Consider the following 17,596-nt stretch of genomic DNA (forward strand, 5'->3'; position numbering starts at 1 on the left):
TTGTCCTTGTTACTGGTTAGAAGAAAAACTATATGAAAAGAAAAATATTCGTTTTATTTCCAGATGGAGTTGGGTTGAGGAATTTTGCATTTACGGATTTCAAGCAAATTGGAGAGGAAAAGGGTTTTGATATTATGTATTGGAACAATACGGTTTTTTCATTAAAAGATAATTTGGGGTTTAATGAAGTTAAAATTGAAAACCATAGAAATCATCCTTTAACATCTTTGTACTTAAGGGCTAGAAAGCATATAGAACTTAATGTTTCTGAAAAAAAATTCAAAGATGGGGTGTATTCAACATATAAATTTCCATTTTCATATAAAGGATTTAAAAATGCTTTTAAAACATTGTTTGTAAAGGTTTTAATAGGTCTTAATAATTCAGAAAAGGGAATAGAACGTATTCGGAAAAAAATAAATGATTTGGAACGATCCACTTCAAAGTATCTATATTGCAAAAAGCAGTTAGAAGTACATAAGCCAGATTTGGTGTTCTGTACTACCCAAAGGGCTTCACAATCTATAAGTACACTGCTGGCAGCTAAAGATTTAGGTATACCCACAGTGGCTTTTGTATATTCTTGGGATAATGTGCCCAAAGCGATGCAAGTAGTTGAAACCGATTTTTATTGTGTTTGGAGTGATTTAATGAAAACGCAGGTGTTACAATATTATCCGTTCGTGAAAGAAAACCAAATTTTTGTAACTGGGACACCGCAGTTTGAGCCACATTTTGATTTAAGTTTAAAAGTATCCCGTGAAGATTTTTTCAAGTCATACAATTTGAATACCAACAAAAGGTATATATGTTTTTCTGGTGATGATGAAACAACCTCACCCTTAGATCAATATTATCTGGAAGATTTAGCTAATGCTGTGAGAAGCTTAAATACCCAAGGCTATAATTTGGGCATTATTTATAGAAAATGCCCTGTAGATTTTACGGATAGATACAATACTATTTTAGAAAAAAATAATGATATTGTTAAGGTTATTGATCCCTTTTGGAAGCAAGCGGGGACTAAATGGAATGAAATTCTTCCAACAAAAGAAGATTTTAAAATGCTTTATAATGTTTGTGAACACAGTGAGTTCGTTACTAACGTATGTTCGTCTACTGTATTTGATTTTGTGTTGCACAACAAACCTTGTATTTACTATAATTATGAGCAGCCTCAATTGAAGCAAGGGATTCGTGACATCGGGCAAAATTACAACTATGTGCATTTTAGGAGCATGCCCAATGAAAATGCCGCTATTTTTTGTACTGATAAAAATGATTTGAAAAATTTGGTAAAACGGATTTTAGATGGAGAATTGTCAAATGTTAAAGAAGGAAAAAAATGGTTCAGTATTGTTGCAGGTAAAGAACCCGAGCATGCATCAGAAAATATTTGGAAAACAATAAAAGATATTTTAAATGAGCAATAACCAAAAGATAGTTTTCTTAAATTCTTACTTTCCAAGAACAGGGCATAATTTTGCTTCCGAAGTTATTAAGATATTTACAAACCATCAGGTTTTAGCTCATGGTCATAGTGAAACTAGGTTGTCTAATTTCTTGAATAAGTATGATAGTGTTTACCAAAAAATTTATCATAAAAAAGATCAAGATTTTTTTAATGAAATAATTTTAAGTAAAATTAGAGAATCAATCCTTTCAAAATCCGATTCAGAATATGTGATGATAAAAAACACTTCTTTTGAAGGAGTAAATCATCTAGTAAAAGTCTTTCCAGATGATATTCATATATTGCTAATCAGAAACCCTAAAGATGTTTTTGGATCTATTTTTAAATCTATGAGATTCAAAAAAAACAATTGGAAGGATGTATTTAAAATAATAGGTAAGCACATGGGTTTGTATCCTTATTTTTATTCAAAAAAGGTAAGCAAAACTATAATGAAGAGTCCACCTGCTTTTAGTAAATTTTACATTTTGAGGTATGAAGATTTAGTGAATCAAAATGAAGTCGTGTTAAAGGATTTAAAGACTAAGTTTAATACGCCAAAATCTATACAAGAAATAAAAAAGGAAATTAATAGCATTGATGTAATTAATTCTTCTTTTTTTGAAGAAATAGGAGCTAAGAACATTTGGGACTCTAAGAAAAAAACGAAAGCATTTAAACCAGTTAATAGAAAAAGCCATTCATTTTTAATTAGAATAGGTATAATTGTAGGATCAAGGAAATTATCGAAATGGCTTAATTATTTATAAGAGCTGCAACAATGAACATCGCCTTTCTAACACCGGAATATCCCCACCCTAAAACAGGCAAGTCGGGCGGTATTGGAACGAGTATCTTTAATTTGGCAAATGCTTTGGTTGGTTTGGGCCATGACATCAGTATCTTTGTTTATGGGCAAGAGTGTGATGATTATTTTATTGACGAAAACATTCATTTTTACAAAATAAAAAACATAAAAGTAAAAGGCTTGTCTCTGATTCTTACTCAAAAAAAGGTAGAAAGGTTACTGAACTCCTTATACGAATCGGGTAAAATAGAGTTGGTTGAAGCGCCCGACTGGACGGGGTTTACAGCCTTTGTAAATCTGAAATGCCCACTGGTTATTAGAGAAAATGGTAGTGACACCTATTTTTGTCATTTGGAGCAGCGCCCCGTTAAATTTAAAAATAAGTTTTTGGAGAGGCGAGCTCTCGTTAGGGCAGATGGCATTATAAGTGTTAGTGCGTTTACTGGAAAATTGACCAATACCTTATTTGGACTGAAAAGAGATTTTAGGGTAATTCCGAATAGTATTGATACCAGTTTATTTGGTGCAAAAAACATCGAGACTAGTGAAGAACAAACGATTCTCTATTTTGGAACCTTAATACGAAAAAAGGGCCTATTGGAATTGGCTAAAATTTTCAATTTGGTTCATAAAAATAATTCTAAAGCTAGATTATTTCTTGTTGGTAAGGATAGTACTGATATTAAAACGGGGTCTTCATCAACATGGCAATTAATGCAACCCTTGTTTGATGAGTCGGCTATAAAGCAAGTCAATTATTTGGGAGCTGTTGCCTATTCTGAAATCCATGAGCTTATAAAAAATGCAACGGTTTGTGTGTTTCCGTCTTTTGCTGAGGCATTACCTGTTTCATGGTTAGAGGCCATGGCCATGGAAAAGGCCATCGTAGCATCAAACATTGGGTGGGCCAATGAGATGATTGAAGATGGCAAAGAAGGGTTTTTGGTTAATCCAAAAAATCATATGCAGTATGCCGATTGTATTATGGAATTGCTTGATAACCCCGTTAAGCAAAAACAATTTGGAAAAGCCGCTAGAGAGAAAGTTTTAGAGAGGTTTAGTATGGAAATTGTGGCGAAGCAAAGCTTGGCATTCTATAATCAAATACTTAAATAGGGGGTGGTTGTAATTTATCATTTAAATAATAAGGTTCATGAGATAGTTGTCGAAGGCAATCAGCATTTGGATTTTAACAAACACCTCTCACTATCAAGAACATTACATGTGTTGGCAAATCAGTTTCCAGATGAAAAGATTGTCTGGTGCCATGTAAGCTGTAAACCAACTTTGAATTTAAAGTTTTTGGAATCCAGATTTCACCATAACCGGTTAATGCTGTCATTTGGGGCAGGAGAACATTTGTTTTTGAACGAGCAAATAGGCTATGTTGATATGTCTTCCTTTATAAAGGTCAACAAGAACGTATCATACCCCACTTGGCAAATGAGCAGTACGGTAGGGGCGATACATGCGTCTGTCTTATTGCTTGTGAAGGATCAAATACCACAGGATTCCAATTTTGATTATTATTTAAATTCATTGGCGAAACTGGCGATACCACTTGGTTTGTTTTGTTATTCAGAACCCAATTTAATTTTAGAGCATAATTCTTCAGTGGCTCCAAAATCTCAAATGTTAACCCTTTTTAAGTTTGTAAAACAACATTATAAAACCCGATGGCTTTATTTATTGGTCTTGAATGGTATCCTATACGAAAGAAAGTTTTGGCTTCTTCCGTTTCTTTATGCACTGTGTTTTGTCAAGAATAGGTATTTGTCTGTTGATTTTAATTCGATAGACATAAAGTCTTCTGAAAAAGTAACAGATAAAACAACTGTGGATGTTATCATTCCGACCATCGGTAGAAAAGCCTATCTGTACAATGTGTTGTGTGATTTAAGGGGACAAACCTTGCTCCCTGAAAATGTCATCATTGTGGAGCAAAACCCCTTAAAAGGCAGTGTTTCTGATTTAGATTATTTAAAAACGGAATCTTGGCCTTTTAATATTAAGCATCATTTTCTGCATAAAACTGGGGCATGCAATGCAAGAAATAAGGCGTTGAAAGAGGTCATTTCTGAATTTGCTTTTTTTGCTGATGATGATGTTAGGTTACAAAGTAATGCGCTTTATGAGAGTACAAGCTATATGATATGCCATGGTATCGAAGCCATTACGTTAAGTTGCAAAGCAGAAAATGAAATAGAAAAGATAAAAATCCCGATACAATGGTCAGCCTTTGGTTCTGGATGCAGTATTGTAAAAACATCGGCATTGGGTAATATTACTTTTAATTTAGGATATGAACATGGTTTTGGTGAAGATTCGGACTTTGGAGCACAGTTAAGAAATAAGGGGACAGATATTATATATTATCCGGAAATCTCCTTAAAACATCTTAAAGCTCCCATTGGCGGATTTCGAACAAAGCCGATGCTACCTTGGAAAGAAGATATGATTCAGCCAAAACCGTCCCCAACAGTGATGTTGTTTCAATTATTGCACAAAACAAAAGAACAACGGTTGGGATATAAAACCGTATTGTTTTTAAAATATTATAAAAATCAATCCATTAGAAATCCGTTTACATATTTTAAGGTGTTCAAAAAACAATGGCAGCAAAGTTTAAAATATGCCCATCACTTAAAATCGATTAAATCACCATGAGGGTTTCGTTAATTATATGCACTTATATGCGCCAAAAACCACTGCTAAAATTATTGCAATCGGTTGGGAAACAAACGGTGTATCCGGATGAGATTTTAATTATAGATGGTTCAACAAATACGGAAACTGAAACTGCTTTAAAGTCAAATGTCTTTAAGAATTTAACATATTATAGAGTTTCAGAAAAAGACAGAGGCTTAACCAAACAGCGGAATTTTGGTGTTCATCGGTTAAGTAAATCTTCGGAAGTAGTTTGTTTTTTAGATGATGATGTGGTTTTAGAGCCTCAGTATTTTCAATATTTGATAGAGACATATAAACAATACCCGAAAGCTTTAGCAGTGGGAGGTTATATTGCCAATGAAGTAGAGTGGAAGTTTTCCGATAAACTAAATCATCCAGATTCATTTTATTATGATGGCTGGATGCGCGCTGAGCCTACACGTTTTAAAATTCGTCGTTTTTTCGGATTGTTACCCGATGTGCCACCAGGTTACATGCCCACATTTTCTCATGGGCGCTCCATTAGTTTTTTACCGCCATCAAGTAAAATCTATCCAGTAGAGCAAATTATGGGCGGTGTGTCTTCATATAAAAGGGAAGTATTTAAAACATTACAGTTTTCAACCTATTTTGAGGGTTATGGGTTGTATGAGGATGCCGATTTCTCATTGCGATTGGCTAAACAAGGGCACTTATATATTAACACGAATGCCAGACTTTCCCATTATCATGAAGATTCAGGCAGACCAAACCAGTTTAAATATGGTAAGATGGTGGTTAGGAACGGTTGGTACGTCTGGCGTGTTAAATATGCAAATCCATCATTTAAAGCGCGTTTTAAATGGCATATAACTGCTTTGTTATTAACTAAAATAAGAGCAATAAACGTTTTGACTACATCTAAAAGAAAGGAAGCTTTAACAGAAAGTATAGGGCGCACGGTTGGTTGGTTTTCCATTATCTTTACCCCACCTAAAGTAGAAAGATGAGGTTTTTAATCATAACACATGTAATGCACAAGCGGCAAAATAAACAATGGTTTGGTTATGCGCCTTATGTGCGGGAAATGAATGTATGGTTAAAGTATGTAGATGACGTTGAGGTTGTTGCACCATGTAATAATGGGCAACCAGCACATATTGATATGGCTTATCAGCATAGTGCTATGACATTCACAAAAATTCCGTCCATCGCTTTTACAAGTTTTAAACGTGCTATGATTTCATTGTTGGCTATACCAAAAATCAGTATTCATATATTCAAAGCGTGTTTGAGGGCAGACCATATCCATTTACGATGCCCTGGGAACATAGGCTTACTAGGTTGTTTAGTCCAAATATTTTTTCCGCATAAGTTAAAGACAGCGAAATATGCAGGAAATTGGCAACCCAAAGCAAAACAGCCTTTAAGTTTTAGATTTCAGAAATGGGTGTTGAGTAATACCTTTTTAACCAAAAACATCAAGGTTTTAGTGTATGGACATTGGGAAAACCAATCTAAAAATATCAAACCATTTTTCACGGCTACTTTTAGAGATTCAGAAATAGAAATTCCTGTTAAAAGAGAATATCTTGGGGATTTAAAATTTGTTTTTATGGGGAGTTTGGTGGAAGGTAAGCGGCCGCTATGGGCTATTAAAATTGTTGAAGCATTACATCGACAGGCAAGAAAAGTAACTTTAGATATTTATGGCGATGGCATCTTAAGAAATGATTTAGAGCAATATATTAGAGACAATCATCTGGAAAGGATAGTAACGTGCTATGGAAATCAGCGAATAGCTGTCATAAAAGAGTCTTTAAAAACAGCCCATTTTTTAATATTACCATCAAAGTCAGAGGGTTGGCCAAAGGCCGTTGCGGAAGCCATGTTTTTTGGATGTATTCCCATAGCAACACCCGTATCTTGTGTTCCCGAAATGCTTGGTAATGGAAAAAGGGGTATTTTGATCGCAGGTGAACTAGATGGTGCCACAAATGCGGTAAAAGAGCATTTGAGTGATCAGACTAGATTGCAACATATGTCTGTAGCAGCTACTAAATGGTCTCAATACTATACATTAGATGTTTTTGAAAAGGAAATATCAAAATTAATAAGCTATTGATGAGGGTTTTACAATTAATAGATTCTCTGCAACTGGGAGGTGCAGAGCGGGTGGCTGTAAATTATGCAAACGTATTGTTAAATCATGTTGATGGTTCTTTTTTGTGTGCAACCAGAAAAGAAGGATTATTAAAAAATGGGCTTTTAGATGATGTTGGTTATTTGTTTTTGAATAAAAAATCAACTTTGGATTTAAAAGCTATTTTTAAGCTCAAAAGCTATATTAAAAAGCATCAAATTACAATAGTTCATGCACATGCGTCTTCTTTCTTTTTAGGAACTATGATAAAACTACTAAACCCCAAACTTATTTTGGTTTGGCATGATCATTATGGGGATAGTGAATTTTTAAACGAGCGGCCAAAATGGGCTTTGAGATTTTGTGCTCTGTTTTTTAATCATGTTTTTTGTGTTAATATAACATTAGAAGAATGGGTGAAAAAGTACCTGAAAGTAAATGAGGTAAGTTATTTGCCAAATTTTGCACAGTTAAAACATACAAAATGTGTTACCGAGTTGAAAGGGGACTCTGGTAAGCGTGTCATTTGTTTGGCCAATTTGAGACCCCAGAAAGACCATATCAATTTGTTAAAAGCTTTTAAGGTGTTGAAGGAAAAGCATGATGATTGGAGTTTGCACCTTGTGGGTCAGGATTTTGAAGATGGGTACTCTTATACTATTAAAACATTTATTCCTGAAAATAATTTAACACACCATGTTTTTTTATACGGCAGTTGCCCTGATACGCTAAATATTTTAAAGCAATGCGATATAGGTGTGTTAGCATCAAAATCAGAAGGTTTACCTTTGGCCTTACTGGAATATGGATTGGTAGGGTTGCCTGTTGTTGTTACTAATGTAGGGGACTGCAAAAAGGTTGTGTCTGATATTGAAGAAGGGATATTGATTCAACCAGAGCGTGAAGATCTGTTGGTAGAGGCTTTAGTGCACTTAGTTGAAAATAAAGAGTTTAGGCAGTCTATGGGACATAATTTAAAAGAAAAAGTAACCCGAAAATTTTCTAAAGATACTACTATTGAGAAATTGATGGGGATTTATAAAAAATATGATTCATGAAGTTGTCCATCTATTATAAATTACTCATTTTTCATGTTCTCTTGGGGGTTGGTGTGTTTTTGTACAGACCACTAGCATTGGGTTATTTTTTATTAAGTACGTTCTTTTTTGGATATAAGATTTTAATGGCTTCCAAAAGATATAAAACATTTTATATTCTATTGGCTTGCGCTTATGTTGTGGGTAGTGAGGTGTTTTTAAGAATGAACGGTGGTACTGTTTTTTACGAAGCCAGTAAATATTTAATTATTGCGTTTGTGGGGTTGGGCTTACTTAGCAATGGCTTTTCAAATAGAGCACTTATTTATGTCATATATATTTTGCTGTTGATACCGGGAATTTACGTGGCTGTGAGTTCATTAGGATTTGAATCGGATATAAGGCGTGCAGTTGCTTTTAATTTAAGTGGTCCTGTTTGTTTAGGTATAACAGCTGTTTATTGTTATAAGAGAGTTATACGCTTTAATCAGTTAAAATTGATATTAATAGCTTTTTTGATGCCTTTAGTGAGTATGGCTGTTTATTTGTTTTTATACACACCTAATTTACAAGAGGTAATTACAAGCACAGGTTCAAGTTTTGCAACTTCCGGTGGTTTTGGTCCCAATCAAGTAGCCACTGTTTTAGGAATAGGAATTTTTGTTTCGGCAGCCAAGTTTTTTATATCAAAAGAATTGTTGTTCCATAGGATATTCGACTTGTTATTATTGGGGATATTCGGATTTAGGGCGCTTGTAACATTTAGCCGAGGTGGCGTTATTACTGCCGTAGTAATGATTCTGTTTTTTTTGGGATTGTATTATGTGAAGGCTAATTTTAAGACAAAGTTTAAAATTAAATTTTCTGCATTATTTTTTTTATTAATGGTAGCGCTTGTATGGGTAGTCAGTTCTATTCAAACCAGTGGGTTTTTAGATAAACGCTATGCGAATCAAGATGCTGCTGGAAGAGAGAAAGAAGATGTTACTACTGGAAGAATCGATTTATTGGCTTTTGAATTTGGAGAGTTTATGGAGCATCCCTTTTTGGGAATTGGGGTCGGTAAAGTAAAGGAAGAACGGATGACCGAAACAGGTGTTGAGGCAGCTTCACACAGTGAAATGAGCAGGATTATTGCAGAGCACGGTTTACTGGGTGTTATTGCTTTTTTAATTCTACTCTTAACACCTTTGGTTTATAGGTTAAACAATAAAACAAACCTGTTTTTTTATTCTTTTTATATTTTTTGGTTGCTTACTATTAACCATTCAGCGATGCGTATTGCAGCTCCGTCGTTTATATATGCTCTAAGTTTATTACATGTAACATATGATAAGCCTCAGTTAAGAAAGAAACTAGCTCATAGTTAAAAGGGTATTATAACAGATATTGATGTTTTTGTTACTGTTATTGTAGACCTAACAAGTTATACCAATAAGCACTACTTATTGGTTTTGTAGTAATTTTGGCCAGTGTAAAAATTACTTAGTATCTTTAAACCGCTCAAATCAACTATTAATGTCCAAGAACAGCATTCACTTTAACTTATCAGAACGTAAAATTCTTCTTCGTGTCTTTGATATTATTTTCATACTGGCATTATTATATTTTGTTGGAAACACCTTTAATTTTGATTATTTCAAAATAACAAAAGAAAATTGGACATGGGTATTTGTGCTCATACTTTATATGTCCATTTTCGGGACGATTTTTGAGCTTTATGACCTACAAAAATCTAGTAAAATTGAAAAAATTTCAACCAGTATCGTATTTACAGTATCAACAACCGTACTGTTTTATTTTTTAACCCCATTTTTTACACCGGTTTTACCCGATAACCGTTTACAAATTCTGTTTTTTTATTTTTCAATTTTAGCGCCTTTGTTTTTGTGGCGTTGGGCTTATATTTCGTTTATTTTTTCACCTCGGTTTTACAAAAGGGTGCTTATTATTGGAGAAACTTCAAACATCCAAACTATTATTGACACGTTTAAAAGCTCAGACCCCAATTATAAAATAGTGGGGTTTGTGAATTGCGAACTGAGTAAAAATAAAGGCGTAAAGTTCAAAGGAATACCTGAATACCGTTCTAATGAAATTCAAGAAGTTGTAGAGAGAGAGAATTTATCAGAAATTGTGGTAGCCAGTTATAGCACAGAAAATATAACTTCTGAAATTTATTATACATTAATAAAGTTGTTGGAGGAGGGCTTGCCAATAAACGAATATACTCAAGTTTATGAAGATTTGACCCAGCGTATCCCGGTACAGTTTGTGGGCAAGGATTTTTACCGATATTTTCCTTTTAGTAGAAATAATCAAAACAAATTTTATCTTTTTTTTCATCGTCTTTTTGATGTTTTGATTTCGGTTGCAGGATTATTAATGGGAATTGCATTTTTACCATTAATTGTTCTGGGCAACCTTTTGGGTAATCGTGGCCCCCTTTTTTATTTACAGGATAGGGTAGGTAAAAGTGGAAATGTTTTTAAGATTGTCAAGTTCCGAACCATGATTAAAAATGCTGAAAAATCTGGGGCGGTTTGGGCAAAAAAGAGGGATGTTAGAATAACACCCTTCGGAAAATTTTTAAGACACACAAGGTTGGATGAGATTCCGCAGTTCATTAATATATTAAAAGGTGAAATGAGTTTGATTGGCCCTCGGCCTGAACGTCCATTTTTTGTTAAGGAATTATCTCGAATGCTTCCGTTTTATGAAACCAGGCACATCGTTAAACCGGGGCTTACAGGCTGGGCACAAGTAAAAACAAGGTATGGCTCTTCGGTTGATGATAGCTTACTAAAACTTCAATATGATTTATACTACATCAAACACAGAGGTTTTTTCCTTGATATGAACATATTGATAAAAACGTTGAGTACGGTAATTTTCTTCCGTGGGCAATAGTTGAATAAGACTATCGGTTTGTAGAATAATGTTTTATTAAAAACAAATATCTAACCCCCAAAGCAATTAATAAAGGAATCAATCCAATAGCAAATACTTGCACGCCAATAATCCAATGAAGCGTTAGCAGGCAGAGCAGAATAATTAGGAGTTTAATGTATTTTATAAACCATCCACTAACTTTCTTTTTGAATAACTGACCAATGACTAAAATGTTGAGTGCAAACGCCCAAAGCAAATTGTAGTTTTGGTGGGTGCCTTTGTGGTCAGTTGCAAACCAAAGCAATAGAATAAAGATTCCAATAATGCCATTAAGACTAAAAAGTGTAACGTCCAACCATTTTGACCGGGTAGTATTTTTGTAATCCTTATAGGTTATATAAATAATAAACAGCCCAATTAAACCTAAAATGAATAAGGGACTGGTTAGAAAAGAATTCGGAATTGGAATTTTCTTTTTGGTATAAATAATTTGGCTATTTTTCACCAAAGGCTCTTTACCATTTTTTATGGAGGCGTTTTCAAAAAAGGCATAAATATTTTTAGGTAAAAACATATGGTCTTCAGCGGCTGCTTGCCTATCAATTACTGAACCCAAGGCTATATCTATGCCCAAGCTTCCCCAAGAATTTTTGTTCAGATTCTTCTGAATCATCGTTCTAAAGGTAGCCTCTTTATAATCTTCTGGTAAGTTGAATTTAATGTTGTTGTTCAAAGCAAAGCGGGCGACATCTTTAATTTTGGTGGCACAGTTGTCAAAAAAGAAATCGTACAAATAAGCTCTGTTTTCAGGTTTATAATTGTTGATCAAGTAATCGTATAACTTTTGTTTTTCAGCTTCCGAAAGATTTAAAGTTTGTTCTTTTATAGAGCGATTGTAATACCTGTAAACTTGGTAAAACCTATTAAAATCTGTTTTACTAATTAGATAGTTCAGTTTACCTTGAGCGAATTTTAGATAAAAGTTTGGCGCATCAAAATCGTATTCACCATAACCATAAGTAACATCAATACCATTTTTTGGGTCTTTAATACGAAACGCATTGTGTCCAAAGGCATCGTTCAGCGAGGGGCCTGGGCCAACGGTAAGAACGCTTATTTCAGCGTTAGGAGACAACTGGATTTCTTGGGCCCGGGAAAAAGAAAATAGAAAAACGAAAATGAAAAATAATAGTATTTTTTTCATCAATTTTAAAGTTTGTAAACTAAGGGTTTGTTATTCTAATATCAATATAATAATCACCACAATTTGCCAACTGCCCATTATGCGCTCATCTAAAGATACTAAAATCAAGTTTCAGTGAAAATACATTTGAATATAGAGCCACACTTTGGTCGCCAATATCTGTAAAAGCATAATCTATTTGAATACCATTGTATTTAAAGCCTAAACCAAAACTGGGCTGAAAACTTAATTGCTCGGAATTATCAAATTGGGTCTCATTTTGAAAATTACCCATGCCCGCTCGTAAATACACCATGTCAATATAACCGAATTCAAAACCCAATGCCGGATTTATACTGGCCACCGAAGTAGAAATTATATCGTTGTTTTCTTCAAAACGAACATTCAAATTCAATGAAGTCAAAAGGGTGTAATCGTAGTTGAAATCAACCAATTTAGAAATCCCAAGTTGCAATTTCGGGATGGTGATTTCGGTAGTTTCAGGTAGTTCTTGATTTTGTCCTTCAACAGCATTTCTTATAGTTTCAAACTCATTCTCATCAATAGCCCAAGCATTAAATGTGGTTGTAATATCTCTGGCCATCACGCCAAATTTCCAATTGTTGTCAGTTTCAAACTGAATTCCTAAATCCAGTCCAAATCCCCAAGAAGAGGCAAAGTCACCAATAATTCTTCTGATAACTTTGGCATTAACACCGTAGTTAAGGCCTTGAACCGGTAATGACCTAGCATATGAAAATGTTAAACCATAATCGGCTGTCGAAAATAAGCTAATCCTATCATAATTGATATTGCCTTGTTCGTCAATAAGTTGGGTGGTGTTCAAAATATCATCAACGGCAAAACGGATTAATGAAATTCCAACGGCACTTTCGTTATCCAATGGCATGGCAAAAGCGGCATAATCGTAATTGGCAATATTTGCAAAATAACTGGAGTGCATCAATGCCAATTGGTTATCTTCCAATTTTAATAACCCAGCAGGATTCCAATAACCAGAATTCACATCGGCCGTATGTGCCGTTACGGCACTACTCATCCCCAATGCAGCGGCATCAACGCCTATATTCATAAACTCATTAGAATACTTTCTAGTGGTTTGGCTGAACAAGGTTACGGATACGGCACAAATCAATGTGGTGATGTAAAGTCTCAATCGCAATTTTTTTACAAATATGCACATAATTTATAAACCTATAAACTTCAAATTGTAACAGATATTGTTTATTGCTTGCTTTAGACGAAAATTGTTTGCTATTTTTACAGAAACAATCCATCTTATGATAAAACACATACCCAATGCTTTGACGCTTTTAAACTTATTGAGTGGATGTATTGCGGTTGTTTTGGCAGTCAACGAGAACTTTGTAGTTGCTGCTCTTTTTGTGTTTGTTGGGATATTTTTAGATTTTTTTGATGGTTTTGCGGCAAGAAAATTAAAAGTACAAAGTGACTTGGGTTTGCAACTAGATTCTTTGGCCGATATGGTAACCAGTGGCGTGGTGCCAGGTATTGTGATGTTTAAGTTGTTCAGTTTGACTCAGGTTGGTTGGCTGGATAATTATCACAATGATTTTCAAACTTCATTGTATGAATTAACAGGTGGTGGTTATTTGCCATTTTTCGGATTGTTTATTACGCTAGCTTCTGCCTACAGACTGGCAAAATTTAATATTGATGAAGACCAGCAAACTTATTTCAAAGGGTTGCCCACACCTGCAAACACGCTGCTCATAATATCGTTGCCCTTAATTTTAGAATTTCAGAATAACGATGCCATTAACGGTATAATTTTAAACCAATGGTTCTTAATTACATTGACCATTTTAAGTTGCTACTTGTTGAATTCAAACATTAAGTTGTTCGCTTTAAAATTCAAGGATTTCAGTTTTAAAAACAATGCAACCCGTTATATTTTTATCATGCTTTGTTTAGTCCTGCTCATTGTTTTAAAATTTGCCGCCATCCCAATAATAATCTTAGTTTACATATCTATGTCGGTTTTAGACAATTTAACTTCAAAATAATTTTCATTTATGGTCGAGAACATTTTTACACTACTCATGTTAGTGCTGTTGCAAGCTGTTTTGGGTTTTGACAACCTGTTGTACATTTCACTGGAAAGTAAACGCGCACCAAAAGAAAAACAATCGTATGTGCGCAAAGTGGGTATTTTGCTTGCCATAGTGTTGCGCATTGTACTTTTAGTTGTTCTCCTTCAGGTTATAGAATTGTTTCAAGATCCCATTTTTGGATTTGATTTTGAAGATGTTATTCTTGGTCAATTTAATATACACAGTTTAATCGTTCTTGGAGGTGGGGTCTTCATCATTTATACGGCTATGAAAGAGATTTGGCATATGATTGCCATTCATGATGTTGCGCATAATGTTGAAGATGCATCAAAGAGTTCTGTGGGTAAAGTAATTACCATGATTGTTATTATGAATCTTGTGTTCTCTTTCGACTCTATTTTAAGTGCCATTGCCTTAACCGATGTTATTTGGGTGATGGCAACAGCTATTTTAATAAGTGGGGTGATGATGATTTGGCTGGCCGATAAAGTTTCCAATTTCTTGGCCAAAAATAGAATGTATGAAGTTTTAGGGCTCTTTATATTATTTATAGTAGGTATTATGTTGGTTACCGAAGGTGGCGAATTGGCACATTTACAAATCTTTGGAAACCATATTGAGCATATGAGTAAAACAACCTTTTATTTCGTAATTGCTGTTTTGATTATTACCGACATTGTTCAGGGACGATACCAAAAGAAACTATTGAAAGAGCACGAGCAAGAAATTAATAAAGAAAATTAAATCTGTAAGCCATGAAAATTAAACTCCTCATTTTAGCCGTACTATTTTTTAAAATGTTTTGGGCTCAAACTCCAGTTACTTCAGGTCCAGATTGGACAGTTACAAACTTAACGGCTAATGGGGCTTTAGCAAAACCAAACACCATGTTGTATGGCCCTGACGGAAATTTGTGGATAACAGAACGCGAGGGCAAAAAATTGGTTAAGGTCAATCCTTCAACTGGAACAAAAACAGAAATGTTGAACCTTTCTAGTTTGGTGTTGCAGAATGCGAGTCAAAATGGCTTGATGGGCATGGCCATTCACCCTGATTTGTACGCTGACATAAATACGTCCATCAACAACTATGTTTATTTGCTTTACACTTATGATGCAACGTCAAGTTTGGGGTTGCCTATTGCATTTCGCATAGCTCGATATACTTACAATTCTGGAGCAGGAACCTTTGATAGTGGTTCTGCGACCACGATTATTGACGGTATTGAAGCGAATAACGACCACACTTCAGGCAAAATAGTTATAGGGCCCGATTTAAAAATTTATTGGACCATTGGTGATTTTGCCGCCAATAGGGGAAGCAAGGCTTGTATTGAAATCAGAGCTCAATATTTACCAACAAGCCCAACCGATTATTCCGATTATAAAGGCAAAATACTTCGGTTGAATTTGGACGGGAGTATACCTTCAGACAACCCTGAACTCAACGGTGTTAGAAGTTATGTGTATGCCTACGGATTTAGAAATGCCCAAGGATTGGTGTTCGGTTCAAATGGAAGATTGTACTCCTCTGAACATGGCGATAAAACTGATGATGAATTAAATATTATTGAATCTGGGAAAAATTATGGATGGCCTTTAATTGCTGGTTATAATGACGATATGGGATATGCTTATTGCAATTGGTCGGCTTATCCATCCGAATGTGGTTCGTACAGCAATATCATTGCCAATTGCCCTGAGGCTCCAATAGAAGAATCGACATCGGCAACTGGCATGCTCAATTTTATGCCGCCAATAGGTACTTACAACACCACTTTGGCAACAGAACCCATATCAGGAAGCTCCTCAGGATGGCCAACCGTGGCGCCGGCAAGTATTGATATTTATGAAGGTGGAAAGATTCCGGGCTGGGGGACTTCACTGCTAATACCAACATTAAAAACAGGATTGATCATTCGGACAAAACTGAATGCTGATGGTTCTGCCTTGGAAGATGGAACATATGAGGAATTCCATTCTGATAGTGAGCGTTTTAGGGATGTGGCCTTAGATCCTGATGGACTGATCATTTATACGATTACGGACAACGGCGCGGTAACTAAACTTCAGTTTATTGGCACGCCTTTAAATACCACGAAATTTGATGCAAACAGGTTTTCTATTTTGCCAAACCCGGCCAATAATGAGGTTATTTTAAGTTTTAATTCAAATATTAAAACTGTTGATATCAAAATATTTGATGTTCATGGAAGGTTGGTTAATGACATTGAAAACTTAACCAACAACCAAAAAGTAAATACTTCTAAATTATCAAATGGTGTTTATTTTGTTCGGTTATTAAGAAGCGATAATAATTTGGGAACTAAGAAGTTGGTTGTTAAACATTAAGGTTTTTTTTAAAATCTACACTTGATATGATAATAACATAACAACTTTGTTGATTTTTTAAAATAGTTAACAATCGAAATATCATTTTTTAAAAATGATAAAATTCCCAAGAATGAAGAAAAAGTTCCTAGGAAAGTCCAAAAATCCACATGACAACTTTAAGGAATATAAGAATAGACTTTTTAATGACTTATTAACAAAACAGTATTAAAAAAGTCTTTAATCTAATCCCTTATCTTCTTCTTACGCAATTCAAAATTCTGCCCTAAATATACTTTACGTACCATCTCGTCATTGGCGAGTTCTGCGGGTTCGCCCGCTTTAAGGATACTTCCTTCAAACATCAAATAAGTTCTATCTGTAATAGCAAGGGTTTCTTGCACGTTATGGTCTGTAATAAGGATGCCAATATTCTTTTTGGTTAGCTGGGCTACAATGCGCTGAATGTCCTCAACAGCAACGGGGTCAACACCCGCAAATGGTTCATCTAAAAGAATGAAATTAGGGTCGGTTGCCAATGCACGTGCTATTTCGGTTCTACGGCGCTCGCCTCCAGACAATAAGTCACCACGACTTTTACGAATATGGCCCAAACCAAATTCCTCAATAAGCGATTCCATTTTGTGGTGCTGTTCTTTTTTGCTCAATTTGGTGAGTTGCAGCACACTTAAAATATTGTCCTCTATACTTAATTTTCTAAAAACGGAGGCTTCCTGCGCCAAATACCCAATACCGTTTTGGGCACGCTTGTACATAGGGAATTTGGTTATTTCGGTATTATCTAAATAAATATGTCCGCCGTTAGGTTTTATCAATCCAACAATCATATAAAAGGACGTTGTTTTTCCCGCACCATTTGGTCCCAAAAGGCCAACGATTTCACCTTGTTCAACCTTTAAGGAAACATCTTTTACTACTTTTCGTCCACTGTAGGACTTCATTAAGTTTTCGGCTTTTAAAATCATAATTGCAATAACGTGATTT

Annotated in this window: 15 protein-coding genes; 12 read left to right on the plus strand and 3 right to left on the minus strand. The window is 34.9% G+C overall.

Translation table 11 applies throughout. The features are described from left to right. Window positions 1-32: 32 nt before the first annotated feature. From ACB104_RS12970 to ACB104_RS13010, 9 genes are all read left to right on the plus strand, one after another. Window positions 33-1,433: a UDP-glycosyltransferase gene (locus tag ACB104_RS12970; RefSeq protein ID WP_370479377.1), complete on the plus strand. Its 1,401-nt coding sequence runs from the start codon at window positions 33-35 to the stop codon at window positions 1,431-1,433. Beyond that, entirely contained in the window at window positions 1,423-2,223 is an 801-nt protein-coding gene (locus tag ACB104_RS12975) for a sulfotransferase (protein WP_370479379.1), read from the plus strand. Before ACB104_RS12970 ends, ACB104_RS12975 begins: the two co-directional genes overlap by 11 nt. An 11-nt stretch (window positions 2,224-2,234) precedes the next feature. Next, window positions 2,235-3,377, plus strand: a complete 1,143-nt coding sequence (locus tag ACB104_RS12980) for a glycosyltransferase family 4 protein (protein WP_370479381.1) — start codon at window positions 2,235-2,237, stop codon at window positions 3,375-3,377. Window positions 3,378-3,380: 3 nt separating this feature from the next. After that, entirely contained in the window at window positions 3,381-4,928 is a 1,548-nt protein-coding gene (locus ACB104_RS12985) for a glycosyltransferase family 2 protein (protein WP_370479382.1), read from the plus strand. Next, on the plus strand, window positions 4,925-5,920 hold the full coding sequence (locus ACB104_RS12990; protein ID WP_370479384.1) for a glycosyltransferase family 2 protein: 996 nt from the start codon (window positions 4,925-4,927) through the stop codon (window positions 5,918-5,920). The genes ACB104_RS12985 and ACB104_RS12990 overlap by 4 nt, the downstream gene beginning before the upstream one ends. Beyond that, complete coding sequence (locus ACB104_RS12995; RefSeq protein ID WP_370479386.1) at window positions 5,917-7,035, plus strand: glycosyltransferase family 4 protein; 1,119 nt, start codon at window positions 5,917-5,919, stop codon at window positions 7,033-7,035. The genes ACB104_RS12990 and ACB104_RS12995 overlap by 4 nt, the downstream gene beginning before the upstream one ends. Continuing rightward, complete coding sequence (locus ACB104_RS13000) at window positions 7,035-8,111, plus strand: glycosyltransferase (protein WP_370479387.1); 1,077 nt, start codon at window positions 7,035-7,037, stop codon at window positions 8,109-8,111. The genes ACB104_RS12995 and ACB104_RS13000 overlap by 1 nt, the downstream gene beginning before the upstream one ends. After that, window positions 8,108-9,460, plus strand: a complete 1,353-nt coding sequence (locus ACB104_RS13005) for an O-antigen ligase family protein (RefSeq protein WP_370479389.1) — start codon at window positions 8,108-8,110, stop codon at window positions 9,458-9,460. Before ACB104_RS13000 ends, ACB104_RS13005 begins: the two co-directional genes overlap by 4 nt. A 148-nt stretch (window positions 9,461-9,608) precedes the next feature. Further along, window positions 9,609-11,000 carry a sugar transferase gene (locus ACB104_RS13010; protein ID WP_370479391.1) on the plus strand — a complete coding sequence of 464 codons (1,392 nt, stop codon included), beginning with the start codon at window positions 9,609-9,611 and terminating at the stop codon, window positions 10,998-11,000. Window positions 11,001-11,010: 10 nt separating this feature from the next. Here the strand turns inward: ACB104_RS13010 and ACB104_RS13015 are convergent, their stop codons facing one another. Both ACB104_RS13015 and ACB104_RS13020 read right to left on the minus strand, forming a co-directional pair. Next, window positions 11,011-12,186 (minus strand): lipoprotein N-acyltransferase Lnb domain-containing protein, encoded by a 1,176-nt coding sequence (locus ACB104_RS13015; RefSeq protein ID WP_370479392.1) that lies wholly within the window; start codon window positions 12,184-12,186, stop codon window positions 11,011-11,013. An 85-nt stretch (window positions 12,187-12,271) separates the two neighbouring features. Then, the gene (locus ACB104_RS13020) at window positions 12,272-13,342 is read right to left on the minus strand and encodes a putative type IX sorting system protein PorV2 (RefSeq protein ID WP_502267025.1); all 1,071 of its coding nucleotides are present in this window, start codon (window positions 13,340-13,342) and stop codon (window positions 12,272-12,274) included. A 124-nt stretch (window positions 13,343-13,466) separates the two neighbouring features. Here ACB104_RS13020 and ACB104_RS13025 point away from each other — a divergent pair, with 124 nt between their 5' ends. The 3 genes from ACB104_RS13025 to ACB104_RS13035 are packed head-to-tail and all read left to right on the plus strand — an operon-like array spanning window position 13,467 to window position 16,612. Continuing rightward, on the plus strand, window positions 13,467-14,213 hold the full coding sequence (locus ACB104_RS13025; RefSeq protein WP_370479394.1) for a CDP-alcohol phosphatidyltransferase family protein: 747 nt from the start codon (window positions 13,467-13,469) through the stop codon (window positions 14,211-14,213). Window positions 14,214-14,222: 9 nt separating this feature from the next. Next, window positions 14,223-15,005, plus strand: a complete 783-nt coding sequence (locus tag ACB104_RS13030; protein ID WP_370479396.1) for a TerC family protein — start codon at window positions 14,223-14,225, stop codon at window positions 15,003-15,005. A gap of 11 nt (window positions 15,006-15,016) precedes the next feature. Then, window positions 15,017-16,612: a PQQ-dependent sugar dehydrogenase gene (locus ACB104_RS13035; RefSeq protein WP_370479398.1), complete on the plus strand. Its 1,596-nt coding sequence runs from the start codon at window positions 15,017-15,019 to the stop codon at window positions 16,610-16,612. 224 nt (window positions 16,613-16,836) lie between these two features. Here the strand turns inward: ACB104_RS13035 and lptB are convergent, their stop codons facing one another. Continuing rightward, window positions 16,837-17,577: an LPS export ABC transporter ATP-binding protein gene (gene lptB / locus ACB104_RS13040; protein ID WP_370479399.1), complete on the minus strand. Its 741-nt coding sequence runs from the start codon at window positions 17,575-17,577 to the stop codon at window positions 16,837-16,839. Between the last annotated feature and the right edge of the window lie 19 nt (window positions 17,578-17,596).

Source organism: Tamlana flava (assembly GCF_041287255.1).
GTDB lineage: Bacteria > Bacteroidota > Bacteroidia > Flavobacteriales > Flavobacteriaceae > Tamlana > Tamlana flava.